Source organism: Pseudomonas sp. JZ134, from assembly GCF_051027695.1.
In the GTDB taxonomy this organism is placed as follows: Bacteria; Pseudomonadota; Gammaproteobacteria; order Pseudomonadales; family Pseudomonadaceae; genus Chryseomonas; species Chryseomonas luteola.
On sequence record NZ_CP069250.1, the window covers coordinates 3,462,293 to 3,485,859 of the forward strand.

At 55.1% G+C, this 23,567-nt stretch carries 25 protein-coding genes; 17 read left to right on the forward strand and 8 right to left on the reverse strand.

From position 1 onward, the window contains the following. Positions 1-11: 11 nt before the first annotated feature. On the reverse strand, positions 12-1,280 hold the full coding sequence (locus tag JQR86_RS16020; RefSeq protein ID WP_074823157.1) for a malic enzyme-like NAD(P)-binding protein: 1,269 nt from the start codon (positions 1,278-1,280) through the stop codon (positions 12-14). A gap of 515 nt (positions 1,281-1,795) precedes the next feature. Next, entirely contained in the window at positions 1,796-2,014 is a 219-nt protein-coding gene (gene rpmE, locus JQR86_RS16025) for a 50S ribosomal protein L31 (RefSeq protein ID WP_010797026.1), read from the reverse strand. Between the two features lie 161 nt (positions 2,015-2,175). On the opposite strand from rpmE, the gene JQR86_RS16030 reads away from it, so the two are divergent. From JQR86_RS16030 to JQR86_RS16055, 6 genes are all read left to right on the forward strand, one after another. Beyond that, complete coding sequence (locus tag JQR86_RS16030; RefSeq protein ID WP_434153887.1) at positions 2,176-4,395, forward strand: primosomal protein N'; 2,220 nt, start codon at positions 2,176-2,178, stop codon at positions 4,393-4,395. Between the two features lie 129 nt (positions 4,396-4,524). Continuing rightward, positions 4,525-6,264 (forward strand): arginine--tRNA ligase, encoded by a 1,740-nt coding sequence (gene argS, locus JQR86_RS16035; protein ID WP_434153888.1) that lies wholly within the window; start codon positions 4,525-4,527, stop codon positions 6,262-6,264. Positions 6,265-6,274: 10 nt separating this feature from the next. Beyond that, complete coding sequence (locus JQR86_RS16040) at positions 6,275-6,970, forward strand: SPOR domain-containing protein (protein ID WP_434153889.1); 696 nt, start codon at positions 6,275-6,277, stop codon at positions 6,968-6,970. An 86-nt stretch (positions 6,971-7,056) separates the two neighbouring features. Then, complete coding sequence (hslV, locus tag JQR86_RS16045; protein WP_010797022.1) at positions 7,057-7,584, forward strand: ATP-dependent protease subunit HslV; 528 nt, start codon at positions 7,057-7,059, stop codon at positions 7,582-7,584. A gap of 19 nt (positions 7,585-7,603) precedes the next feature. Beyond that, positions 7,604-8,947: an ATP-dependent protease ATPase subunit HslU gene (hslU, locus tag JQR86_RS16050; RefSeq protein ID WP_010797021.1), complete on the forward strand. Its 1,344-nt coding sequence runs from the start codon at positions 7,604-7,606 to the stop codon at positions 8,945-8,947. A gap of 63 nt (positions 8,948-9,010) precedes the next feature. Then, positions 9,011-9,382, forward strand: coding sequence for a gamma-butyrobetaine hydroxylase-like domain-containing protein (locus tag JQR86_RS16055; protein WP_010797020.1), 372 nt, complete (start codon positions 9,011-9,013; stop codon positions 9,380-9,382). A 3-nt stretch (positions 9,383-9,385) separates the two neighbouring features. Here JQR86_RS16055 and JQR86_RS16060 read toward each other — a convergent pair whose 3' ends face one another. Further along, on the reverse strand, positions 9,386-9,664 hold the full coding sequence (locus JQR86_RS16060; RefSeq protein ID WP_019363978.1) for a polyhydroxyalkanoic acid system family protein: 279 nt from the start codon (positions 9,662-9,664) through the stop codon (positions 9,386-9,388). 192 nt (positions 9,665-9,856) lie between these two features. Here JQR86_RS16060 and ubiE point away from each other — a divergent pair, with 192 nt between their 5' ends. The 9 genes from ubiE to JQR86_RS16105 are packed head-to-tail and all read left to right on the forward strand — an operon-like array spanning position 9,857 to position 15,793. Further along, positions 9,857-10,627 (forward strand): bifunctional demethylmenaquinone methyltransferase/2-methoxy-6-polyprenyl-1,4-benzoquinol methylase UbiE, encoded by a 771-nt coding sequence (gene ubiE / locus JQR86_RS16065; RefSeq protein ID WP_010797018.1) that lies wholly within the window; start codon positions 9,857-9,859, stop codon positions 10,625-10,627. Continuing rightward, positions 10,627-11,244 (forward strand): ubiquinone biosynthesis accessory factor UbiJ, encoded by a 618-nt coding sequence (locus JQR86_RS16070; RefSeq protein WP_434153890.1) that lies wholly within the window; start codon positions 10,627-10,629, stop codon positions 11,242-11,244. Before ubiE ends, JQR86_RS16070 begins: the two co-directional genes overlap by 1 nt. Positions 11,245-11,247: 3 nt before the next feature. Beyond that, positions 11,248-12,846 (forward strand): ubiquinone biosynthesis regulatory protein kinase UbiB, encoded by a 1,599-nt coding sequence (ubiB, locus tag JQR86_RS16075; protein ID WP_010797016.1) that lies wholly within the window; start codon positions 11,248-11,250, stop codon positions 12,844-12,846. A gap of 55 nt (positions 12,847-12,901) precedes the next feature. After that, positions 12,902-13,303 (forward strand): phosphoribosyl-AMP cyclohydrolase, encoded by a 402-nt coding sequence (gene hisI, locus JQR86_RS16080; RefSeq protein WP_010797015.1) that lies wholly within the window; start codon positions 12,902-12,904, stop codon positions 13,301-13,303. Next, positions 13,296-13,628 carry a phosphoribosyl-ATP diphosphatase gene (locus JQR86_RS16085; protein ID WP_010797014.1) on the forward strand — a complete coding sequence of 111 codons (333 nt, stop codon included), beginning with the start codon at positions 13,296-13,298 and terminating at the stop codon, positions 13,626-13,628. The genes hisI and JQR86_RS16085 overlap by 8 nt, the downstream gene beginning before the upstream one ends. A gap of 19 nt (positions 13,629-13,647) precedes the next feature. Next, positions 13,648-13,890 carry a twin-arginine translocase TatA/TatE family subunit gene (locus tag JQR86_RS16090; RefSeq protein WP_010797013.1) on the forward strand — a complete coding sequence of 81 codons (243 nt, stop codon included), beginning with the start codon at positions 13,648-13,650 and terminating at the stop codon, positions 13,888-13,890. Between the two features lie 9 nt (positions 13,891-13,899). Beyond that, positions 13,900-14,301 carry a Sec-independent protein translocase protein TatB gene (gene tatB, locus JQR86_RS16095; RefSeq protein ID WP_434153891.1) on the forward strand — a complete coding sequence of 134 codons (402 nt, stop codon included), beginning with the start codon at positions 13,900-13,902 and terminating at the stop codon, positions 14,299-14,301. Then, the gene (gene tatC / locus JQR86_RS16100) at positions 14,298-15,089 is read left to right on the forward strand and encodes a twin-arginine translocase subunit TatC (protein WP_010797011.1); all 792 of its coding nucleotides are present in this window, start codon (positions 14,298-14,300) and stop codon (positions 15,087-15,089) included. Before tatB ends, tatC begins: the two co-directional genes overlap by 4 nt. After that, positions 15,086-15,793, forward strand: coding sequence for a 16S rRNA (uracil(1498)-N(3))-methyltransferase (locus JQR86_RS16105; protein WP_434153892.1), 708 nt, complete (start codon positions 15,086-15,088; stop codon positions 15,791-15,793). Before tatC ends, JQR86_RS16105 begins: the two co-directional genes overlap by 4 nt. A 66-nt stretch (positions 15,794-15,859) precedes the next feature. Here the strand turns inward: JQR86_RS16105 and mdoH are convergent, their stop codons facing one another. From mdoH to pip, 4 genes are all read right to left on the reverse strand, one after another. Next, positions 15,860-18,460: a glucans biosynthesis glucosyltransferase MdoH gene (gene mdoH / locus JQR86_RS16110; RefSeq protein ID WP_434153893.1), complete on the reverse strand. Its 2,601-nt coding sequence runs from the start codon at positions 18,458-18,460 to the stop codon at positions 15,860-15,862. Beyond that, a complete protein-coding gene (locus JQR86_RS16115; protein WP_150348668.1) occupies positions 18,453-19,952 on the reverse strand; it encodes a glucan biosynthesis protein G in 1,500 nt (499 codons plus the stop codon). The genes mdoH and JQR86_RS16115 overlap by 8 nt, the downstream gene beginning before the upstream one ends. Before the next feature lie 231 nt (positions 19,953-20,183). Next, positions 20,184-20,621 (reverse strand): D-aminoacyl-tRNA deacylase, encoded by a 438-nt coding sequence (gene dtd / locus JQR86_RS16120; RefSeq protein WP_010797007.1) that lies wholly within the window; start codon positions 20,619-20,621, stop codon positions 20,184-20,186. Then, positions 20,618-21,583 carry a prolyl aminopeptidase gene (gene pip / locus JQR86_RS16125; protein WP_019363970.1) on the reverse strand — a complete coding sequence of 322 codons (966 nt, stop codon included), beginning with the start codon at positions 21,581-21,583 and terminating at the stop codon, positions 20,618-20,620. Before pip ends, dtd begins: the two co-directional genes overlap by 4 nt. Before the next feature lie 102 nt (positions 21,584-21,685). Here pip and JQR86_RS16130 point away from each other — a divergent pair, with 102 nt between their 5' ends. Continuing rightward, a complete protein-coding gene (locus tag JQR86_RS16130; RefSeq protein WP_010797005.1) occupies positions 21,686-22,111 on the forward strand; it encodes a hypothetical protein in 426 nt (141 codons plus the stop codon). Positions 22,112-22,178: 67 nt separating this feature from the next. Then, entirely contained in the window at positions 22,179-23,003 is an 825-nt protein-coding gene (locus JQR86_RS16135) for a hypothetical protein (RefSeq protein ID WP_434135595.1), read from the forward strand. Between the two features lie 47 nt (positions 23,004-23,050). On the opposite strand, the gene JQR86_RS16140 is transcribed toward JQR86_RS16135, so the two are convergent. Beyond that, positions 23,051-23,560, reverse strand: a complete 510-nt coding sequence (locus JQR86_RS16140) for a YbhB/YbcL family Raf kinase inhibitor-like protein (protein ID WP_434153894.1) — start codon at positions 23,558-23,560, stop codon at positions 23,051-23,053. Positions 23,561-23,567: the final 7 nt, after the last annotated feature.

Here is a 23,567-nt window from a genome sequence, read left to right on the forward strand (position 1 = left end):
TATTGTCCTGGTTAGTGACTAAAAACGTCACTAACCGACTTGAGCGGATAGTGTGCCGGGTATGCACGGGTCGCTACGCCCGACTCGATAGCCGCCTTGGCGACTGCATCGGAGACCACTGTGATCAGACGAGGATCCATGGGCTTTGGAATGATATATCCACGGCCAAAGCTCAACTCATCAACACCATAGGCCTCACATACCTCCTTCGGCACTGGAAGCTTGGCAAGATCCCGTAGCGCATGAGCCGCTGCAATCTTCATTTCTTCATTGATAACCGTAGCCCGCACATCCAGTGCGCCTCGGAAAATGAAGGGGAAACCCAACACGTTGTTCACCTGGTTCGGATAGTCGGAACGGCCAGTGGCCATAATGACATCTGAACGGGTTTCATGAGCCAATTCCGGCTTGATCTCCGGATCCGGGTTAGAGCAGGCGAATACGATGGGATTCGGCGCCATGCGCTGCAAATCCTCAGCGCTCAGCAGGTTCGCACCAGACAGACCAACGAAGACATCAGCGCCATCCAGCGCGTCAGACAAGGTACGCTTGTCAGTCTCGGTCGCAAAGATAGCCTTGTACTGGTTGAGATCGGTACGACCAGAATGGATCACACCCTGACGATCCAGCATGAAAATATTTTCGACCTTGGCGCCCATGCTAATTAGCAGCTTCATGCAGGAAATGGCTGCCGCACCTGCCCCCAGACAAACGATCTTGGCATCTTCTAGATTCTTGCCAGCAATCTCCAACGCGTTCAGCATGCCGGCCGCAGTCACGATAGCCGTACCGTGCTGATCATCATGAAAAACCGGAATATTGCACTGGTCGATCAGAGCCTTTTCGATCTCGAAGCACTCAGGCGCTTTGATGTCTTCCAGGTTGATACCACCGAAGGTAATGGAAATACGCTTTACGGTATCAATGAACGCCTGTGGACTTTCGGCATCGACTTCGATATCGAACACGTCGATACCGGCAAAGCGCTTGAACAGGACACCCTTGCCTTCCATAACCGGCTTTGACGCCAATGGTCCCAGATTACCCAGACCAAGGATGGCTGTACCGTCAGAGATCACAGCAACCAGGTTACCTTTACCGGTGTACTGGTAGGCGAGCTCGGCATCACGAGCGATTTCGCGGACAGGCTCTGCTACACCCGGGCTGTAAGCCAGAGACAGATCACGAGCGGTAGCGGTAGGCTTGGTCAGTTCAACGCTCAACTTACCTGGACGGGGTTGAGCATGGTATTCGAGAGCGGCTGTTTTCAAGTCAGACATTATAAGTATCCGCTATGGCGTGTTGGGTCAAAAGTGGATGGAGGATACGCAAGAAGATTACGCCCCACAAGCAATGGCCCCAATAGTCAATAGCTGCTGTATACGACTTTAGGCCAATCCTGTGTAGCCTTCATCCACATATAACGAGACGAACCGCCTTGAGGCTAAAACGTGCCTTGCAAGACAGGCTCAGGTAGATCGGAACATCGATAACAGGCGTGAACGGTTTGTCCTGCCAGCAGCGCATTGCAAGGGTAACAGCCAGCATTTCAAACCTGACTGCGACAATGCCCCATCGCGTATATGTTCTCATTGTGTGAGGTTGCAGAGCGGCTACGGGATAGGTGAGCCAAGCCCCTGAACTGATTATGCGTCATCAATGCGGATTTGACACCTGCCTCAATGTCACAGCCGACCTTGACGATACGATTCGTCTTTTGCAAGGCAATAAAAAAGGCGTCCATATGGACGCCTTTTAGTCGATCGCTCAGGTACGACATGAGCGATCAAACGTATTACTTCTGAGCAGTACCGAAAACACCGAAGCGCTGCTTGAAGCGATCGATACGACCACCTGCATCCAGCACCTTCTGCTTACCTGTATAGAACGGGTGGCATTCAGAGCACACGTCCAGGTTGATGTTCTTAGCCAGTGTGGAGCGCGTCTTGATGACATTGCCACAGCTGCAGCTTGCTTCGATATTAGTATACGTAGGATGAATATCGGCTTTCATTACGAAATCCTCGAGTTCGTGCCGTGCCGCCACCCGGCGTCATTGCCGAATACCGCACGGATAATAGGCCGCGCATCATAACAGAGGCTTACGACGATGCAAGCCGTTACGTCTACCAATGGTCTGCTAATATCTGCCTCTTTTTGCCTCCGAGTCCAGACGTGTCTGAAGTCCTGCTGCGCCTTGCGCTGCCCTCTCCTTTACGCCGGCTATTCGACTACCGAGCGCCAGCCGGCGTCGACGCCTCGGAACTGATCCCAGGTGTTCGGCTACGCGTACCCTTTGGGCGCAGGGAGATCGTGGGCATTCTGGTGCAGATCGTGTCCGAGACCGATGTTCCGCGAGATAAACTAAAGCCCGCCATTGCGCTGTTGGATACCACCCCCCCAATGCCGGCCAGCCTGATCGAGCTTTGCAAGTGGACAGCCCAGTATTACCAGCACAGCCTGGGCGATACCTTTACGTGTGCCCTGCCAGGACTCCTGCGACAGGGCGACCCTGCCGAGCGGCGGGTCCAACGGTTCTGGATAGCCAGGCCCGAAGCTGATGTATCAGACCCACGTCTCGTACGAGCGCCACGCCAGCGCGAAGCCTTGAAAGTCGTCAAACAGCATCCACATGGTGTTGCCCATGAATTGCTCAGCCAGCTCGGCCTTGCCAAGGATGCACTCGATACCTTGCAGGCAAAGGGACTGGTGGACGTCGAGTCCCGCCAAATCATGCCAGCCAAGCATCACGGCGCTTGGCTGGCACAAGCAGAGCTCCCGTTTAACCATGAGCAGCGTATTGCCTACGAAGCGGTCAAAGCGAGACTTGGCAGCTTTCACTGCTTCTTATTGGATGGTGTGACGGGAAGTGGCAAAACCGAGGTTTATCTTCAGCTCATACGCCGGACACTCGAAACAGGACGGCAGGCCTTGGTCCTGATCCCGGAAATCAACCTGGGACCACAAACACTGTCCCGCTTCGAGAAACGTTTCAATGCCCGTATCGTGCTGATCCACTCGGCGCTGACCGACCGGGAGCGCACGGACGCCTGGTTGGCTGCACGCGACGGCGATGTCGATATCGTCATAGGTACACGCTCCGCCCTTTTCACTCCGCTGAAAAACCCAGGCCTTATCATTGTCGATGAAGAGCACGATGCGTCTTATAAACAGCAGGAAGGCTTGCGCTACCATGCCCGCGACCTGGCTGTCGTCAGGGCTCGACTTGAAAGGGTCCCGCTGCTTCTAGGCTCCGCTACTCCCTCCCTGGAAAGTCTTCATAACGCTGAAATCGGTCGCTATGGCCTGCTTCGCCTCACTCAGCGTGCTGGCAGTGCTACTACCCCGAAGTTTCAGCGCCTGGATGTCAGGAGCCGCCCTCTTGATTCAGGTCTCTCACAGCCATTGGCGCAAGCGATTGGCGACACGCTGAGCAAGGGCCAACAGGTCCTGGTCTTTTTAAATCGCCGTGGCTTTGCGCCTACGCTGCTGTGTCATGACTGCGGCTGGATCGCCCAGTGTCCACGCTGCGATGCCCGTATGACCATTCACCAGCGGTCAGGCGAGCTGCGTTGTCACCATTGCGATCATCGTCAACGCCCGTCACAACACTGTCCCGCCTGCGGCAAGTTGGATCTACGCCCATTGGGTGCGGGTACGGAGCGTGCGGAAGAGCGGCTTCGGATTCTCTTCCCGCAATTTCCAGTGTTGCGTATCGATCGGGATAGCACCATGCGCAAGGATGCCATGGCCAATATCTTCTCCATCATTCAGCGCGGCGAGCCCTGCATCCTGGTAGGAACACAAATGCTGGCCAAGGGACATCATTTCCCCCGCGTCACGCTGGTAGCCATCCTGGATGCCGATGGGGGCCTCTTTTCAGCAGATTTTCGTGCCAGCGAGCGCATGGCCCAACAAGTGGTTCAGGTAGCCGGTCGCTCAGGCCGTGCCGAAGTACAGGGTCAAGTGTTGATTCAGACTCATCTGGCGGATCATCCCCTGCTGGTACAGCTAACCGAGCAAGGGTACGTCGCCTTCGCCCAGCAAGCCCTGGCAGAGCGTCGTGCAGCTGGCCTTCCCCCGTTTACTCACCTGGCGCTGTTACGTGCCGAAGCTTACAAGCCTGGACAGGCAGAAGAATTCCTGGAGCTGGCCTATGCTGAAGCCGATCAGCTGGCAGCAGAGCTGGACTTGCCCCATATTGAGCTTCTCGGTCCTGTCCCCGCACCCATGGAACGTCGGGCGGGCCGCTTTCGTGCACAGCTTTTATTACAAGCATCACTCCGAGCCCCGCTTCACCGGTTACTGACCAGCTGGGTCTTACGTCTGGAAAGTCTGCCAGCGGGAAGGCAGGTGCGTTGGTCACTGGATGTTGATCCCATAGATCTTTATTAGGACTTTTTTCACCTTAATTTCGGGCTCCGCAGGCCTCAATGACGTCTACACGTTGGCAAGTGATCCTAGCCTGCGGATAATGCAGGGTTTTCATTACGCGCCCAGGCGCGAGCCAAAGGCCAGACGATCATGAAAGACACTATTCGACAGCTTATTCAGAACGCCTTGGAGCGCCTTACTGCCGAAGGCATCTTGCCAGATGGTCTGACGCCGACCATCCAGGTCGAAAATACCAAGGACAAAAGTCACGGCGACTTTGCGAGCAATATCGCCATGATGCTGGCAAAACCTGCCGGCATGAAGCCCCGTGACCTTGCAGAAAAACTGATTGCAGCCCTGCCTGCCGACCCGAGCGTCAGCCAGGTGCAGATTGCGGGCCCGGGTTTTCTGAACTTCTTCCAGAATCACGAGCAACTGGCCCAGCGCCTGGATGATGCGCTGGCTGATACGCATCTGGCCATTCAGAAGGCCGCGCCCAAACAGCGGGTTGTTGTAGACCTCTCCTCTCCCAACCTGGCCAAGGAAATGCACGTGGGTCATCTGCGCTCCACCATCATTGGTGACGCCGTTGCACGTGTACTCGAATTTCTAGGGGATGATGTTATCCGGCAAAATCATGTCGGCGACTGGGGAACCCAGTTCGGCATGCTTCTCGCCTATCTTGAAGAACAGCCTGCGGCAGCTGAAAGCGAGCTTTCCGACCTGGAAATATTTTATCGAGCCGCTAAGAAGCGCTTCGATGAGTCTCCTGAATTTGCCGATCGCGCTCGCGAGCTGGTCGTCAAGCTGCAAGCGGGCGATGAAGCCTGCCTGAAACTATGGCACCGCTTCAATGAGATCTCCCTGAGTCATTGCCAGAAGGTCTATGACCGTCTGAACGTCAAACTCACACCTGCGGACGTAAAAGGAGAGAGTGCTTACAACAGCGAGCTACCTGGTATCGTGACCGAACTCGATGCCAAGGGCCTGCTTACCGAAAGCGATGGCGCTCGCTGCGTTTTCCTTGAAGAGTTCAAGAATGCGGAAGGCAATCCACTTCCGGTGATTGTGCAGAAGGCAGGAGGCGGCTACCTGTACGCCACGACCGATCTGGCAGCCATGCGCTACCGTAGCCAGGTTCTGAATGCCGATCGCGTCCTTTACTTTGTCGACCAGCGCCAGGCACTGCACTTCCAGATGGCCTTTGAAGTTGCTCGTCTGGCTGGTTTCGTTGCTCCATCCATGAGTCTTGAACATATGGGGTTCGGGACCATGAATGGCGCAGATGGCCGCCCTTTCAAGACGCGCGACGGCGGCACGGTCAAGCTGATCGACCTGCTTGATGAAGCAGAAGACCGCGCCTACACCTTGGTCAAGGAAAAGAATCCCTCCCTGGAAGAAACCGAGCTGCGTGAAATTGCTCGCGCGGTGGGTATCGGCGCCGTCAAATACGCTGACCTGTCCAAGCACAGAACAAGCGACTACAGCTTCAACTTCGAGCTGATGCTTAGCTTTGAAGGCAATACGGCACCCTATCTGCTCTACGCCTATACCCGCGTCGCCAGTATCTTCCGCAAGCTTGGCCAGGGGTACGATGAGGTCGAAGGCCAGATTCGCCTGGAAGCTCCTCAGGAGCAAGATCTGGCTGCTCGTCTGGCCCAGTTTGGCGAAACCCTGAATTCGGTGGCGGAGAAAGGTGTGCCGCATCTTCTATGCGCCTATCTCTACGACATTGCTGGTCTCTTCTCCAGCTTTTACGAAAACTGCCCCATTCTCAGCGCAGAAGATCCTGCTCAACGGCAAAGTCGCCTACGCCTGGCCGCCTTGACCGGGCGCACCCTTAAACAAGGTCTCGAACTGCTAGGCCTGAATACACTGGAACGTATGTAAACGGACGTATATGGCAAAGAAAGCAGCACCTAAACGAGGCGCAAGCCGAAATCAGCCAGCCGCCAAGAAGCAGCCTATTCCCGGTTGGGTATGGCTGGCTTCAGGCCTTGCCATTGGTGGCTTCGTGGTCTTTCTGATGAAGCTTGAGCCGGGCAACGATGCCGTTCGTCGCTCCAAGGGTGAGGAGGCACAAGTTGCGTCCAAGACCAAGCAGGAGGCTCCTACTACGCCAACCCCGGTCAAGCCCAAGTATGACTTCTACACACTGCTACCGGAGTCCGAAGTAATCGTGCCTCCGGACGCCGTGCCGCAGACGAGTCCAACCCCTACTCCACCCAAGCCTGAAACGTCGCCTGCGACGACAGCTCAGCTGCCTGCAGGCTCGCCACAGCAACCTCAGACACCTGCCCAGGCTGCTGCGCAGACACCTGCTCAACAGCCCAAGACAGCAACACAGCCACCTGTGACGCTGTTCTTCCTCCAGGCAGGCTCGTTTAGAACACAGGCTGACGCTGATCGGGTGCGAGCGCAGATCATCCTGATCGGTCAGGATGTACGGGTAGAGTCAGGCAAGGTCAAGGATGACACATGGTATCGTGTCCTGGTCGGTCCCTTCAGAGATCGCAACCAACTGACCCAAGCCCAGAGCCAGCTGGCCAGCAACGGTTTCAAGAACCTGCTGCTCCAGCAACGCCAAGGTCGATGACACATGGCGGCCGGAAAAGGCTTGAAGCCTTGGAAGGCCGTCCCCATATCTCCGGCAATCGCTTAAGGCATAGCAGGAGAACACCCTTGACCACTATCGTTTCAGTGCGTCGCAACGGCAAAGTCGTCATTGGCGGCGATGGCCAGGTATCCCTGGGTAATACCGTCATGAAGGGTAACGCACGTAAAGTCCGTCGCCTTTACCACGGCCAGGTGCTGGCAGGTTTCGCCGGCGGCACCGCGGATGCGTTCACTCTGTTCGAGCGCTTCGAGCAGCAACTCGACAAACATCAGGGCCATCTGGTCCGTGCCGCGGTAGAACTGGCCAAAGACTGGCGTACCGATCGTGCACTTCGCCGCCTGGAAGCCATGCTGGCAGTAGCCAACAAGGATGCCTCGCTGATCATTACCGGTAACGGCGATGTCGTCGAACCAGAAGAAGGCCTGATTGCCATGGGCTCCGGTGGCCCCTATGCACAAGCGGCCGCTCGTGCCCTGCTCACGCATACCGAGCTGAGTGCTCGAGAAATTGCCGAGACTGCGTTGAACATTGCGGGAGACATTTGTGTCTTCACTAACCGTAACCTGACTATTGAGGAGCTGGACGCTTCCTGAGTCCGGCCGGAATAACGACATGTCTATGACTCCACGTGAAATCGTTCACGAACTTAATCGCCATATCATTGGCCAGGATGATGCAAAGCGCGCCGTAGCCATCGCTCTGCGTAATCGCTGGCGTCGCATGCAGCTTCCACTGGAGCTGCGCGCTGAGGTCACACCCAAGAACATTCTGATGATTGGCCCGACAGGTGTAGGTAAAACCGAAATCGCCCGTCGACTGGCCAAACTGGCGAATGCACCCTTCCTGAAGGTAGAAGCCACCAAGTTTACTGAAGTGGGCTATGTAGGCCGCGACGTTGAGTCCATCATCCGCGATCTGGCTGATGCTGCCGTTAAAATGCTGCGTGAGCAGGAAATCGTCAAAGTTCGTCATCGTGCTGAAGATGCTGCCGAAGAGCGGATTCTTGACGCACTGCTACCGCCTGCACGTGCAGTAGGTTTCAGTGAAGAACCGACTCGCAGCGAAGACTCCAACACGCGTCAACTCTTCCGCAAGCGACTGCGTGAAGGCCAGCTGGATGACAAGGAGATTGATATCGAAGTGGCTGAAGCGCCAGCAGGTATCGAGATCATGACTCCGCCCGGCATGGAGGAAATGACCAGCCAGTTGCAAAACCTCTTCTCCGGCCTGAACAAAGGCAAGATGAAGGCTCGCAAGCTCAAGGTTAAAGAAGCCTTCAAGCTGATCCGTGACGAGGAAGCTGCTCGTTTGGTCAACGAGGAAGAACTCAAGGCACGTGCCCTGGAAGCGGTCGAGCAGAACGGTATCGTCTTCATCGACGAGATCGACAAGGTTGCCAAGCGTGGCAACACCAGTGGCGCTGATGTATCCCGCGAGGGCGTACAGCGCGATCTGCTGCCACTGATCGAAGGTTGCACGGTAAATACCAAGCTGGGTATGGTCAAAACCGACCACATCCTGTTTATCGCCTCGGGCGCGTTCCACTTGTCCAAGCCCAGCGATCTGGTACCTGAGCTTCAGGGACGTCTGCCAATCCGTGTAGAACTCAAGGCTCTAACACCTCAGGACTTCGAGCGCATTCTCACTGAACCGCACGCTTCACTGACAGAGCAATACCGTGAACTGCTCAAGACTGAAGGCCTGGACGTCGAGTTCACGCCTGAAGGGATCAGCCGCATTGCGGAAATTGCCTGGCAGGTCAATGAGAAGACGGAAAATATTGGTGCGCGCCGCCTGCATACGCTATTGGAGCGATTGCTGGAGGAAGTCTCGTTCAGCGCTGCTGATCTGGCAGGCCAGCAGAATGGCGAGCCTATTCGGATCGATGCTGCCTATGTCAACGGCCATCTGGGCGAGTTGGCACAGGACGAGGATCTGTCGCGCTATATTCTGTAAGGACGTCGACAACCTATCGCTCGCAGCCTCAAGGCTGCGAGCTTATCAGCGAGATCTATTGCCATGCGTTTGCCCACGGCCATCCAGCTGCACAAAGCATCCAAAACCCTCACCGTTCAATACGATACCGAGTCCTTTACGCTGCCTGCTGAATTTCTGCGCGTTCACTCGCCTTCTGCAGAAGTACAGGGTCACGGCAACCCCGTCCTGCAATTTGGCAAGAAGAACGTAGGCATCAGCCAAATCGAGGCAGCCGGTCAGTACGCATTGAAAATTACGTTCGATGACGGTCACGACAGTGGCTTGTTCACTTGGGAATACCTGTATGAACTCGGCCGCAATCAGGAGCAGATGTGGGCCGAGTACCTGTTTGCACTGGCCCGGGAAGGCAAGTCCAGAGATCCGGATGTATCCGTCGTCAAACTGATGCTATAACGCTCAAGCCTGTAGCGCTTTATCCAGCTTCTTCTCGATTTCATGTTCAATCTGTGAGCTCAGGGCCGAGAAGAAGAACCCCAAGGTTGCGTCGACACGCACCTTGTCTTCGCCTACCTCGATACGCCCATCAACACCTGTACGGGAAAATTGCAGCGTATCACCCTCCCAACGGCACTCCACACCGTAATCACGCGTTAGCTTTTCGGCCAGCGCCCCCGCCTTGGCACGCGCAGTTTCAAGGCCTAGTGAATGGGAACGTTCGACACTGATTTGGGACATAGGAAGTACTCCAGCGAATTCGCCTGCGACTATAGCGGGGGCTGTCATGCACGAAAAGCACGAGAACTACCAAGTCAGGATGACCCATCTCATGGAATACCTATTTTCTAATGACTTTATCCGGCAAGAATGGACATCTCAGCGCATCAGCACTGCTAGAATGGTCGCTTATTCAAATGCAGGTGAAGCGTCATGAGCGATCAGCGCAAGGGCCCGGAGGCCGATCCCGTCACTCATTTCGGCTACCAGAGTGTGCCGGAAAGTCAGAAAGCTCAAAAAGTGGCCGAAGTGTTCCACTCGGTTGCAGCCAAATATGACGTGATGAATGACTTGATGTCTGCAGGCGTTCATCGCTTGTGGAAACGTTTCACGATCGAACTGTCCGGGGTTCGAAGTGGTAACCGCGTGCTGGATATCGCCGGCGGCACAGGCGACCTGACTAAACAGTTTTCCCGCCTGGTGGGCCCACGTGGTGAGGTCGTGCTGGCAGATATCAACGACTCGATGCTAAAGGTCGGTCGTGATCGCCTGATGGACGAAGGTATTGCCAACAATGTCAGCTTCGTACAGGCAGACGCTGAAAAGCTGCCCTTCCCAAACAATCACTTTGATTGTGTGACCATCGCCTTTGGATTGCGTAACGTGACCCACAAGGAAGCCGCTATCGCATCCATGCTACGCGTACTCAAGCCGGGCGGACGTCTTCTGGTACTGGAGTTCTCCAAGCCGACCAGCCAGCTCCTGTCCAAGGCCTATGATGCTTACTCCTTCAGCCTTCTGCCGTTCATGGGCAAGCTGATCGCCAATGATTCGGCCAGTTACCGTTACTTGGCGGAGTCGATTCGCATGCATCCTGATCAGGACACGCTTAAAGCCATGATGGAAACTGCTGGATTTGAGCGCGTGACCTACCACAATATGACAGGTGGCATTGTTGCCCTGCACCGTGGCATAAAACCCTGATGATCCTACTGACCCAGGCCGTACTGGCTGCGCTGGAGCGCGGCCTGAATCCCTTACTGGCAATGGACGCTGTGGCGGGCCGCCGTCTTGCACGCCTGCAAGGCAAGGTCATTGCCATAGATTGTGCGGCTCCCCGTTTCACGCTGTTCATCCTTCCGGCCTATGATGGTCTGCATTTTGCCGCCCACCATGAAGCAGAAGTCGACTGCACGCTGAAAGCACCTGCGTCTCGATTGGCTCAGCTGGCCTTGAGTCAGAACAAAACAGCGATCTTGCACAGCACCGATGTAACGCTTGAGGGGGATAGTGCAGCACTGATAGAGCTATCCGATATCCTGCAGAGCCTGGAGCTGGACTGGGAATACGAGCTCTCTCGCTGGCTGGGTCCAGTGCCTGCTGCACTGCTTGGACAATTCGTCCGAAAAGGGCGCGGGTGGACGGATCAAAGCCATGAGAGTTTGCGTCAAAGCCTGTCTGACTGGCTAGCTGAAGAAAGTCGCACCCTGGTTGGACGTCGGGAAGGTGATGCTCGCTTTGCGGAAATCGATGCCTTGCGTCTAACTGTAGATCGTCTCGAGGCGCGTATCGCCCGCCTTGCTCAACGCAGACATAAATAACCAATGAAGCTGTTTGCTGCCCTTCGACGCCTGCTGCGTATTTTCCTGGTTGTTGTTCGCTACCGCCTGGATGATCTGGTTTATGCGCTTCCACTGCCCTGGTATTTACGCCTGACAGGTTACTTTCTGCCATGGCGTTGGTTGCCTCGCCCTCGCAAGTCGCTGTCCCGAGGTGCTCGGTTGCGCCTTGCGCTAGAAGGTCTGGGCCCTGTTTTCATCAAGTTTGGCCAGATTCTTTCTACGCGCCGCGATCTTTTACCGGAAGACGTGGCCAATGAGCTTATGTTTCTCCAGGACAAGGTTCCTCCCTTTCCTGGGGAGAAAGCCATTGCGCTGATCGAGTCTCAACTGGGCGCGCCCATTGCCCAGGTTTTCAGCCGCTTCGATATCACGCCGCTGGCCTCCGCTTCCGTCGCTCAGGTACATGCAGCACAGCTCCGAACAGGTGAAGAGGTAGTCGTCAAGGTCGTGCGACCAGGCCTGAAGCCTGTTATTTCTCAAGACCTGGCCTGGCTGTTTCTGCTGGCACGTATGGCAGAACGCGTTTCGGCCGAAGCGCGCCGTCTGCACCCCGTCGAAGTCGTCACGGATTATGAGAAGACCATCTACGATGAGCTCGATCTCTTACGTGAAGCAGCCAACTCCAGTCAGCTCAGAAGAAACTTCGAAGACTCTTCTCTGCTTTACGTTCCGCAGGTTTACTGGGACTGGTGCCGCCCTCGGGTACTGGTCATGGAGCGCATCTATGGCATCCCTGTGACTGACCTGAATGCCCTGCGAGACCAAGGCACAGATTTCAAGCTCCTGGCCGAGCGAGGGGTCGAGATCTTTTTTACCCAGGTGTTTCGCGACAGCTTTTTCCACGCGGACATGCATCCTGGCAATATCTTTGTCAGTACGGCGCACCCCTGGGATCCGAAATACATCGCGGTAGACTGCGGCATCATCGGGAGCCTTACACCTGAGGATCAGAATTATCTGGCCAGAAACCTGATGGCGTTCTTTCAGCGCGACTACCGCAAGGTGGCCCAGCTCCATATCGATTCAGGCTGGGTGCCGGCAACTACACAGGTCAACGAGTTCGAAGCAGCGATTCGAACTGTGTGCGAGCCGATTTTTGAAAAACCACTGAAAGATATTTCGTTTGGCCAATTGCTACTGCGTCTGTTCCAAGTGGCACGCCGGTTCAACATGGAGATTCAGCCTCAGCTGGTACTGCTTCAAAAAACGCTTCTGAATATTGAAGGGCTTGGACGCCAGCTTTATCCTGACCTGGACCTGTGGGCGACAGCCAAACCCTATCTTGAGCGCTGGATGCGCCAGCGCATGGGACCTACCCAGGTACTACGCAATATCCAGCAGCAGATCGAGCAGATCCCGCACCTGGCCCAGATGACCCGTGACACACTGGAGCGCATCACCCAACCCCATCGCAATGATCCACCCAACCCGTGGGGAAGACGAGACAACGCCTGGTTGCCCCGGCTATTTGGAGTCCTGCTGATTGGCGGTGCCTTCCAGACTGGATTTCAGTCCACGCCTGAAGGCTGGCCCGCCTGGATCATGCTGGTAACAGGCATCTATTTGGTCATTCGTGGCTAGGCAGGTCGTGCCAGCGCTGTCAGACTAATAATGTGTGTAATTTGCCGGGTAGACCATGAAAGACTGGCTTGAAGAAATCAACTGGAACAGTGACGGACTCGTACCGGCAATCGCTCAGGATTATCAGAGCGGGCGCGTCTTGATGATGGCCTGGATGAACCGTGAGTCCCTCGCTTTGACGGTAGCTGAGAATCGTGCCATCTATTGGTCACGTTCAAGGCGTAAGCTATGGCGTAAGGGGGAGGACTCGGGTCATGTACAGAAGCTGCATGAGCTGCGTCTGGACTGCGATGCTGATGTCGTCATCCTCATAGTTGAGCAGTTAGGTGGTATTGCCTGTCACACAGGACGTGAAAGTTGTTTTTATCGTCGGTTTGAAGAGGGAGCCTGGAAAACGATTGATCCGGTTCTGAAAGATCCCGACGCGATATACACGCCAGGTCATAGCCATGAGTGATACGCTAAACAAAATTGCAGAGGTGCTTGAATCCCGCAAGGGCGCAGCGCCTGAAAGCTCCTATGTCGCCAGCCTTTACCACAAGGGGCTGAACAAGATCCTTGAAAAGGTAGGAGAAGAATCCATAGAAACCATCCTGGCGGCCAAAGATGCGGCCAGCAATGGAGACTCGACGGACCTTATCTATGAAACAGCAGATCTCTGGTTTCATAGTATGGTCATGCTGGCTGCGCTAGGCCAACATCCGCAGGCAGTGCTTGATGAATTGGATCGCCGCTTTGGGCTATCTGGACACGCTGAAAAAGCTGCTCGATCCGAATCCTGATTCTTGATGAGGTAATGTTATGGGTATTTTTGACTGGAAACACTGGATCGTCATCCTGATCGTTGTGGTACTGGTATTTGGTACCAAACGCCTTAAAACCCTAGGCACCGATGTAGGCGAGTCGATCAAGGGCTTCCGTAAGGCGATGAATACGGAAGAAGAGGAGAAGCCTGCGCAAGATCAGCAGAAGCCTCCACTCAATCAGCCACATACGATTGACGCTCAACACCACAAGGTTGAAGAGCCCGCCCGTAAGGATTGAGTACCTATTATGTTTGGCATCAGCTTCAGTGAGTTAGCCCTGATAAGCCTGGTCGCCTTGCTGGTTTTAGGCCCAGAGCGCCTGCCAGGCGCTGCACGCACTGCAGGCCTGTGGATCGGTCGTCTCAAGCGTAGCTTCAATAACATACGGCAAGAGGTGGAACGTGAAATTGGTGCCGACGAAATACGGCGCCAGCTTCACACTGAGAATCTCTTGTCCTGGGAGCAAGGCGACAAGGCCCGCCAGGAGACAGGTAATCCAGCACCGTCGGCTGAAACACCTACGCCGCCTAGCGATGACTCATCTGTCGTCAAGGATGACTTACCTGTCGTCAAATCGGCTCCGCCCAGTAACGTGACTCCGCCCCCCAGCGAGTCAAAGGATCAGCCTTCTCCACCGCGAGCCCCATGAGCGAAAAAAAACCTGAATATGAAGACCAGGAAATGCCTCTGGTCTCTCACCTGACTGAACTGCGGTCACGCTTGCTGCGCTGTGTGCTGGCGACGTTCCTGATTTTCGCCTGTCTGTTCTACTTCGCCCAGAAGATCTACGCTTTCGCGTCGGAACCTATCCGCAGGTTTCTGCCCGAAGGCGCCACGATGATCTCGACAGACGTCACGTCGCCGTTCCTTGCGCCCTTCAAGTTGACGCTTATTGTTTCCCTTTTTCTGGCCATGCCCGTCATCCTTTATCAGGTCTGGGGATTCATTGCGCCAGGTCTTTACAAGCATGAAAAGCGCGTCGCGCTTCCCTTGCTGATTTCAAGTATTTTGCTGTTTTACGCTGGAATGGCGTTTGCCTATTTCCTGGTCTTCCCGCTGATTTTCCACTTTTTCTCAAGCATCACGCCGGAAGGCGCCATGATGATGCCGGACCTGAACAGCTACTTGGATTTCATACTGACGCTATTCTTTGCATTTGGCGCTGCCTTTGAAATCCCTGTTGCAACCGTTCTGCTGATCTGGATAGGTATCGTCGATGTGGCCTACCTCAAGAAGGTACGTCCGTACGTCATTATCGGATGCTTCGTAGTAGGCATGATCCTGACGCCACCGGATGTGCTTTCCCAGACCATGCTGGCGATTCCCATGTGGCTCCTGTTTGAAATTGGCCTCCTGTTTGGACGCTTCGTTCGAAAACGTGAGCCACACGAAGAAAAGACCTCGCACGAGGATCAGCCACCAGCGACTCATTCGTGAATCTGCTGCTGCTAGAACAGGAGGACTTCGTCGGAGACAATGAAGTCCTCCTTAAAGACCGGCGCTTTGCCCACCTGAAAGACATTCACCAAGCTGAGCGTGGTGATTCACTGAGGGTCGGCATGTTGAATGGTTTGATGGGCGAAGGCGAAATTCTTGACCTCACGCCTGATTCAGCACGCATCAAACTTCAGCTGCACCAACCTTCCCCGCCTAAACTGCCCATAACACTCATTTTGGCGCTGCCGCGACCCAAGATGCTGCGTCGAGTATTGCAAGGCATCTCTTCGATGGGTGTAGCCCGGTTGGTTCTCATCAACAGCTATCGGGTTGAAAAGAGCTTCTGGCAAACCCCCTTTCTTGACCCCTCCGCTATTCGAGAGCAGCTGATTCTTGGCTTGGAGCAAGCACGAGATACCGTTTTACCTGAAGTCATCATAGAGAAACGGTTCAAGCCCTTTGTCGAGGATCGTCTTCCATCATTGGCGAAAGGGACGATTGGGCTGACTGGCCATCCTGGCTATTACCCACCCTGCCCTCGTGAAGTAAAAGGCCCCGTAACGCTGGCAATCGGCCCGGAAGGCGGCTGGATCCCTTATGAGGTGGATATGCTGCAAGAGGCAGGGCTTGACCCTGTTCAACTGGGTGAACGTATCCTGCGTGTAGAAACAGCCGTTACAGCGCTCCTGGCCCGCCTGTTCTAACATCTGTCGCCAATAAAAAAGCCCCAGCCATATTCTGACTGGGGCTTTTCATATGCCTTCTCAACCTTAGCGAGCAGGATTCACTGCAAGTGAAGCACTGTCTGCGTCAGGAAGCGCACTTGTTTCGGCAGATGCAGGTGCGGGCAGAATGCGTCTGTACGCCTCCACCCAACGATCACGTGCTTCACCTGATTGCCACACCTGCAGATGCAGACGCGACATTCCAACAGGATCGCTCAAGATAGCCCACTGTGCATCCGAGTGCTTCTCGGGGCCGTCTGCTAGCACTTTTTCCAGGCGCTGCTGACGTAGTGCTTCGGCCTGAGGCACAACCTTGGCATGTCTTGCCTTGGCCATTCCACATGCCAGTGCGTTGATCAGCGGATCGACTACGGCCTGCAGGAAACCATGACGAAGAACGGTTTGGTTATTCTGCTGCAAGTACTCGTCGGTCGCAACCAGCTCACGAGGCGGATTGTATTCTTCCGGAATCAGGAAGAAGCTGGAACGACGCGCCGCCATGCCGTAATTGGTACGGCTTGAAATGACTGACACCGGAGCGGAAAGCATCAGTGACACCACAATAGGCGATAGCCACCAGAGGAAACGTGGGTCCAACCAGGCTACACCGGCCGTCCAGATAATACCTAGCAGCATTTGTGAGCCATGACGCTTGAAGGCCTCGCTCCAAGGCGTGGCATCATCGTCACGCTGAGGTGAATTCCATTGCACTGACCAGCCCAGGAAGGCAGCAGTCACGAATACCGTATGGAACAGCATGCGTACAGGCGCCAGCAGAACCGAGAACAGCATTTCCAAGAGCATCGAACACAGCAACTTGAAACCGCCGCCGAATTCTTTTGCCCCCTTGGCCCAGATCAGGATGACGCTGAGCAGCTTTGGCAGGAACAACAGAATCAACGTGGTCGAGAACAAGGCAATTGCCTGCTCGGGATGCCACTGTGGCCAGACTGGGAACAACTGCCTTGGCTGCAGGAAGTACTGCGGCTCCATGAGCTTGTGTACGGCTAGAAGTGCAGTGGATAGCACCAGGAACAGGAACCAGAGCGGTGCCGACAAATAAGACATCACACCGGTCAGGAACACGGCCCGGTGTACCGGGTGCATACCCTTTACCAGGAACAGCCGGAAATTCATCAGGTTGCCATGGCACCAACGGCGGTCACGCTTGAGCTCATCCAGCAGGTTAGGCGGAAGCTCTTCGTAGCTACCGGGCATGTCGTATGCAATCCAGACTCCCCACCCTGCACGACGCATCAATGCAGCCTCAACGAAGTCGTGGGAAAGGATGGCACCTGCAAACGAGCCTTTACCGGGTAGAGGCGCCAATGCGCAATGCTCGATGAACGGCTTCACGCGAATGATTGCGTTATGTCCCCAATAGTGGGATTCACCCAGCTGCCAGAAATGCAGGCCCGCCGTGAAGAGCGGCCCGTACACCCGGGTAGCAAACTGCTGGAGACGCGCATAGAGCGTATCCATACCTGAAGCTTTGGGTGCGGACTGGATGATACCTGCTCGCGGATTAGCTTCCATCAGGCGCACAAGGCCCGTGAGACATTCACCGCTCATGACGCTATCAGCATCCAGCACGACCATATAGCGGTACTGGCTGCCCCAACGGCGGCAGAAGTCATCGATATTACCGCTCTTGCGCTTCACACGGCGGCGACGACGGCGATAGAAAATCTTGCCGTAACCTTTTACCGCATGGCAGAGCTCAAGCCAGGACTTCTGCTCGGCAACACATTTGTCCGGATTGTTACTGTCACTCAGGATAAAGAAGTCGAAATGCTCAAGCTGCCCGGTCGCCGCTACAGACTCATAGGTCGCACGCAAACCGGCAAACACCCGAGCGACGTCTTCGTTGGCGATCGGCATGACAATGGCGGTACGCGCCTCAGGCGCAATCACTTCGTCCCCGACAGTACTGGCGGAAATACTGTACTTATCCCGTCCGGTCAGTAGCTGCCAGAAGCCCATCAGGGCCGTCCAAAAACCGGCAGAAACCCAGCAGAACAAGGTTGCAAACAGCAGAAGGATACTGGTCTGCAATACATAGGGAAGCACCTGCCTGGCAGACTCCAGAAGCCCTTGATCCCAGACCTCTCCAAGATCGACCAGTGACCACCCTTGATAGGGCAGAACAGCTTTCATGTACCAGGTAGCGATACCTGTTTGAAGGAGCATGAGCACCAGCAGGATGAAACGACGGAAAGCCCCTACTTTGCGCCAGTGAGCGTGTGCGTCCGCCTCCTCATCAGGTACCTGGCGAGCCTCCTGTTTGCGACCCAGCAGACGATGCCATATACGTACCACGGGATTAGTACGCCATGGCTCTGGCAACATCTGGGACCGCGTGATGGCAGGCATGGTACGGATATTGGTCCGCCCCTGAGCATCAACGGTAAGCAGGTCACCTTCGGACAGGGCATCACCCCAACCCATTTTCAAGCGTGCTTCTACAGAACTCAGTGCAGGATCATTTCCAACAGACTCAGTGGACGCAAGCTTTCCGTGCAGGGAAGCCAGGCCCTCAGCGTCGGTACTGCCTACACCGCTCGCGAGTTGCTGCCGCTCGGTCTCCCCGAGCGGCAAGCGCTCGAGGTAGTCCTGAACGGGTGTTGTTTCTTTACGGTTATTCATTGGCAGGCAACTGATAGCTCCAGGTTTCGGTCAGCGTCTTATCGCCTTCCGCCAACGCAGCACGTATTTCTACGGGCTTGGTAGCGTCCTTGACCTTCAGACGCAGCGTCAAACGCCAGCCTTTGGTGACAGGGTTATAACGAACATTGTTTTCAATCAGATCACCATTGTCGTTAAGGCTGACCTGCGAGGCCACCTGGGCACTTTCCGGCAGGTTCTTGAGAACCGGGCCTTCAAAGTCAATGATGAAGGCGGTGCTTCCATCTGCCTGGCGAACCAGATTGGGCTGCTTGACGTCGCCGGTCGAGAGGCGAGTTTGCTGAACCCAGGCCACATCAGGCGAGTGCAGAGCAGGCTCGTCCATGGTGAAATGCAGACGATAGCTCAGATCAATCGGCTCACCGGCCTGAGGTATGGTGTCTGGTGTCCAGAAGGCAACGATGTTGTCGTTGGTTTCGTCTGGTGTCGGTATCTCGACCAGCTCGACTTTGCCTTTGCCCCAGTCACCCTTGGTTTCAACCCAACCGCTTGGCCGCAGATCGTAACGATCATCCAGATCTTCGTAACGGCTGAACTCACGGCCGCGCTGTAGAAGACCGAAGCCCCTAGGGTTTTCGACTGTATAGGTGCTGATGGAAAGACGCTTGGGATTATTCAGCGGACGCCAGATCCACTCGTCATTACCCGCATGAATGGCCAGGCCATTGGAATCGTGCAGGGCTGGACGATAGTTGACCTGTGGGCTTGGCTGATTAGGGCCGAACAGGTACATGCTGGTGAGTGGCGCAATGCCCAGCTTGCCTACATTATCGCGCAGGTAAACGCGCGCCTGCACATCAACTGTGCTGTCGCTACCAGGGGTAACGACCATCTTGTAGGCACCCGTAGCACGGGGAGAATCCAGCAAGGCGTAAATCACCAGGTTACGGCGGTCCGGCTGTGGGTGCTCGACCCAGAACTCACGGAAGCGAGGGAATTCTTCGCCGGACGGCAGGGCGGTATCGATCGCCAGGCCACGCGCAGACAGGCCATACACCTGATCCTTGCCTACTACACGGAAATAGCTGGCGCCCAACATGGTCACAAACTCATCCTGCTTGTCGGGCTTGTTCAACGGATAGGTGATGCGGAAACCGGCAAATCCCAGATCCTTGAGGGCAGCCTGATCCAGCTGCAGATTGCCGAAATCGAAATAGGATGGATCGTACTTGACCTCGTTGACACCCGTTGCCGTGACTTCATTGATCTTCACTGGCACGTCGAAATGCATGCCCTGATGATAGAGGTTCAGCTGGAACGGTGTTTTCTCTCCAGACCAGAGCGCCTTGTCCTGGCGGAAACGGATCTGCTGGTAATCAGCGAACTTCATGTCACGGAGAACGGCAGGCAGATTGCTCTTGGGCGCAGCGAATTTTTGTTCGGCAAGGCTTTTGGCCTGCACTGATACGTCATCGAGGCTAAACGCCCAGGCCTTGGCCCCAAACATTGCCATGATGGCCGTAAAACTCAGCACGATGGCCTTAGCCTTACCTGGCTTGGAATTAGTATTCAAATACAACGCAGCCCCCTTAATCAGCGTACGAATCGTTGAACGACGCATGGCCATTCACGGATAAGCAGTCGTCGGACTGACAAGATCGCGAATGATTCCGCACAAAGCGTGTCGGTCGTTCCAAACTGCGCAATCATAGACACTTCCAGAAAACCTGTAAGAGTCTGTTGCTCAAATAGATAATAAAAATGTTACCGGACCATCATTGGTCAGTGAAACTTGCATATCGGCCCCAAAACGACCTGTTGCCACATGGGCATGGCGGTAACGCGCAAGCCCTACCAGATGCGAGAACACCGCTGCGCCCTGTGCAGGCGGCGCTGCGGTCGAGAAGCTCGGACGCAAACCACTTTGCGTATCTGCCACCAGCGTAAACTGCGAAACCAGTAGCAACCCACCTCCTGCATCCGTAAGCGAGCGATTCATTCGCCCTTCCGCGTCCGAAAAAACCCGGTAATTAAGAACCTTGTGCAGCATTTTTTCGCAAGTTACTTCATTGTCAGTCGGCTCTATGCCCACCAGGGCCAGAAGCCCCTGGTTGATCTCACCGACTATCTCACCATCTACCTCTACACGCGCCTGCGTGACGCGCTGTATAAGGACTTTCATTCAGCCTCCGGGGGAACATCGAGCAACTGTCGTGCCATAGCATCGGTTGCGCGTACCAAGGCATCACAGATGCCAGGTTCGCCACCGGCATGACCAGCGTCGCGCACGATTTGCAGCTCACTATTAGGCCAGGCTTTGTGCAAGGCCCAGGCATTATCCAGCGGACAGACCACGTCATATCGCCCATGAACGATAACACCGGGAATATGGGCGATCTTGGGCATATCCCTGATCAATTGGTTGGGTTCAAGAAACGCATTGTTGACAAAGTAGTGGCACTCTATGCGCGCAATGGACAATGCGTGCTCTGAAAATCGCTCGACCACATCAGGATTTGGTCGAAGCGTCGCCGTACGCCCCTCCCAACAGGACCAGGCTCTGGCAGCGCCCATCTGGGCAATTTCATCAGGGCAACTGAGCCGCTTGTAATAGGCCTGCATCAGGTTGCCTCGCTCCTGTTCAGGAATCGGTGCGAGATAGTCTTGCCAGTAGTCGGGGAACAGACGGCTCGCCCCATCCTGATAGAACCAGTGGAAGTCCTCAGGCCGACATAGAAAGATGCCTCGAAGGATCAGGGCATGTACACGATCCGGGTGCGTCTGCGCATAGGCCAGCGCCAGAGTCGATCCCCAGGAGCCGCCAAAAAGTACCCATTTTTCAATTCCCAGATGCTCACGGATACGTTCCATATCAGCAACCAGGTCCCAGGTTGTATTGCGCTCCAGACTGGCATAAGGGGTTGAGCGCCCGCACCCACGCTGATCGAATGTGACAATCCGGTAAAGACCTGGATCAAAGAACCGCCGGCTCAACGCGTCGCAGCCTGCACCGGGTCCTCCATGAATGAACAGCACAGGCAGGCCATCCGGTGAACCGCTTTCGTCCAGATAAAGGACATGAGGATCATCTACAGCAAGTGTGTGGCGGGCGTATGGCTTGATTTCCGGATAGAGGCTGTGCATGTTACTCCCCTTCGGGCTTGTCAGTGGCGATAAAGCATCGTCGTATTTGTCCGTGCTATAGCCATCATAGCGCTAACCTAACCAGGAAAAGGAATTCTCGTGATGCGTTTGACCACCTGTCTGCTCATTTCTTCACTTCCGTTATTTATCGTGGGCTGCAAAAGCGATCCTCAGCAAGCACTCGACAAGGCAGCTGATCAATTGCAAGCCAGCCTGGAAGCCAAGAAAACCGGAGCGGTATATGAACAACTGCACCCACAGTTTCTGGCCCAGCAACAGAACGATCGTGCGTGGGCCCGCCAAACCATGGCAGGTATGTTTCTAAAATATCGCAATATCCATATCGTTACCTTCCGCAAACACAGTCAGATCGATGCCACTTACCAGAACAAAGGCTATACGGATGCCGAGGTAGGCATGACAGGGGCTGAAGGCCTTCTGCCTGATGCGGCCCGCCACTACAGTGTAAGGCTGGAGTGGTGGAAAGAAGGCGACGACTGGAAGCTGGCGCGAGCGGATTGGCAGTAAATGATTGTTATACCCCACGTGTACACTCACGTACGAGACACACTCATTCTCTGATCGGAACGTTTCCATGTCTTCAGCCGACTCTGTACACCTGCTGATTATCGATCCACAAAATGATTTTTGTGATATTGCGGATGCTGCGCTTCCCGTCCCAGAGGCAAGTGCCGATCTCCGAAAGGTTGCCAGCTTAATCCACATGTGGGGACACAGGCTGGACGCCATTCATGTCACGCTGGATTCTCACCAACCCTTGCACATAGCGCATCCGTCCTGGTGGCAGGATGCCGAAGGGCACTCCCCTCCTCCGTTCACGGTTATTTCTGTGGATGATATCGAGCAGGGCCGCTGGACAGCCTGCGTGTCGGAAAAGCAGAGCTATAGCCTTGAATATGTGAAAGCTCTGGCCGAGCGTGGGCGATATCAGTTGACCATATGGCCGGAGCATTGCCTGATCGGAAGCTGGGGGCATAATGTCTATACGCCCCTGCTCAAAGCACTCAATGAATGGGGCAGGACGCGCTTGAAGACGGTCCATTACATTCCGAAGGGCAGCAATCCCAACACAGAGCATTACTCCGCTATTGCCGCTGAAGTGCCAGATCCTGACGATCCAGGTACACGATCCAATACCCATCTGTTGAATCAACTGGAACAGGCTCAGACTGTACTGATCGCCGGCGAAGCCCTCTCTCACTGCGTCGCAGGAACCGTAAGAGATATCGCGGATCACTTGGGCGAGACCAATCTTCACCGCCTCGTGCTGCTCACCGACTGCTCGCATGCAGTACCCGGCTTCGAACATCTGGCGGAATGCTTTATTGAAGAAATGAAGACCAAGGGCGTCAGATGCCTAACCAGCAAAGAGGCTGAGCCCCTACTCGCCGCGTCATAAAGCGTACATAACGATCGGCCATTGCTTCGTGCAATGGCCGATACGCTTTATTTCAACTCATACAGACCGGTATAAGTTGCGGAGGCGATCTGGTTCAGATGCGTCATGAACCGTGCTACTGCATTGGTAGCCTCTGCCGGCACAGGCAGGCTTTCGACCGCCAGTGCGTGGATTTGAAAGATATACCGGTGCGCTTTATCGCCTTTTGGCGGCGCGGCACCACCAAATCCAACGGTTCCATAGTCATTGCGCAGCTGTAGAGCGCCTTTTGGCATCAGGCTTCCATCCGCGTAGCCTGCGCCTTCCGGCAAGTTTGTGACATCGGCAGGTATGTTCACCACAACCCAGTGCCAGAACCCGCTGCCGGTTGGAGCGTCGGGATCGTACACCGTCAAGGCGAAACTCTTGGTTCCCGGCGGAGGATTCTCCCACATGAGCGCAGGTGAAATATTTTCACCCGATACGCCAAAGGCCTCAACATCAAATTCCTGGCGCTTTGACATCAAACCATTGTCAGCGAACGCATCGGTCCACAGGCGAAACTCCGAATCGGCCATGCTTGCC

Coding starts and splice junctions, on each gene's coding strand:
- ubiB (WP_010797016.1), top strand. CDS start 11,248: ATGAAGCTGTTTGCTGCCCTTCGACGCCTGCTGCGTATTTTCCTGGTT.
- JQR86_RS16055 (WP_010797020.1), top strand. CDS start 9,011: ATGCGTTTGCCCACGGCCATCCAGCTGCACAAAGCATCCAAAACCCTC.
- JQR86_RS16130 (WP_010797005.1), top strand. CDS start 21,686: ATGCGTTTGACCACCTGTCTGCTCATTTCTTCACTTCCGTTATTTATC.
- JQR86_RS16090 (WP_010797013.1), top strand. CDS start 13,648: ATGGGTATTTTTGACTGGAAACACTGGATCGTCATCCTGATCGTTGTG.
- JQR86_RS16085 (WP_010797014.1), top strand. CDS start 13,296: ATGAGTGATACGCTAAACAAAATTGCAGAGGTGCTTGAATCCCGCAAG.
- JQR86_RS16115 (WP_150348668.1), bottom strand. CDS start 19,952: ATGGCAATGTTTGGGGCCAAGGCCTGGGCGTTTAGCCTCGATGACGTA.
- ubiE (WP_010797018.1), top strand. CDS start 9,857: ATGAGCGATCAGCGCAAGGGCCCGGAGGCCGATCCCGTCACTCATTTC.
- JQR86_RS16070 (WP_434153890.1), top strand. CDS start 10,627: ATGATCCTACTGACCCAGGCCGTACTGGCTGCGCTGGAGCGCGGCCTG.
- JQR86_RS16140 (WP_434153894.1), bottom strand. CDS start 23,560: ATGGCCGATTCGGAGTTTCGCCTGTGGACCGATGCGTTCGCTGACAAT.
- JQR86_RS16060 (WP_019363978.1), bottom strand. CDS start 9,664: ATGTCCCAAATCAGTGTCGAACGTTCCCATTCACTAGGCCTTGAAACT.
- JQR86_RS16020 (WP_074823157.1), bottom strand. CDS start 1,280: ATGTCTGACTTGAAAACAGCCGCTCTCGAATACCATGCTCAACCCCGT.
- tatB (WP_434153891.1), top strand. CDS start 13,900: ATGTTTGGCATCAGCTTCAGTGAGTTAGCCCTGATAAGCCTGGTCGCC.
- rpmE (WP_010797026.1), bottom strand. CDS start 2,014: ATGAAAGCCGATATTCATCCTACGTATACTAATATCGAAGCAAGCTGC.
- mdoH (WP_434153893.1), bottom strand. CDS start 18,460: ATGAATAACCGTAAAGAAACAACACCCGTTCAGGACTACCTCGAGCGC.
- dtd (WP_010797007.1), bottom strand. CDS start 20,621: ATGAAAGTCCTTATACAGCGCGTCACGCAGGCGCGTGTAGAGGTAGAT.
- tatC (WP_010797011.1), top strand. CDS start 14,298: ATGAGCGAAAAAAAACCTGAATATGAAGACCAGGAAATGCCTCTGGTC.
- argS (WP_434153888.1), top strand. CDS start 4,525: ATGAAAGACACTATTCGACAGCTTATTCAGAACGCCTTGGAGCGCCTT.
- hslU (WP_010797021.1), top strand. CDS start 7,604: ATGTCTATGACTCCACGTGAAATCGTTCACGAACTTAATCGCCATATC.
- pip (WP_019363970.1), bottom strand. CDS start 21,583: ATGCACAGCCTCTATCCGGAAATCAAGCCATACGCCCGCCACACACTT.
- hisI (WP_010797015.1), top strand. CDS start 12,902: ATGAAAGACTGGCTTGAAGAAATCAACTGGAACAGTGACGGACTCGTA.
- JQR86_RS16135 (WP_434135595.1), top strand. CDS start 22,179: ATGTCTTCAGCCGACTCTGTACACCTGCTGATTATCGATCCACAAAAT.
- JQR86_RS16040 (WP_434153889.1), top strand. CDS start 6,275: ATGGCAAAGAAAGCAGCACCTAAACGAGGCGCAAGCCGAAATCAGCCA.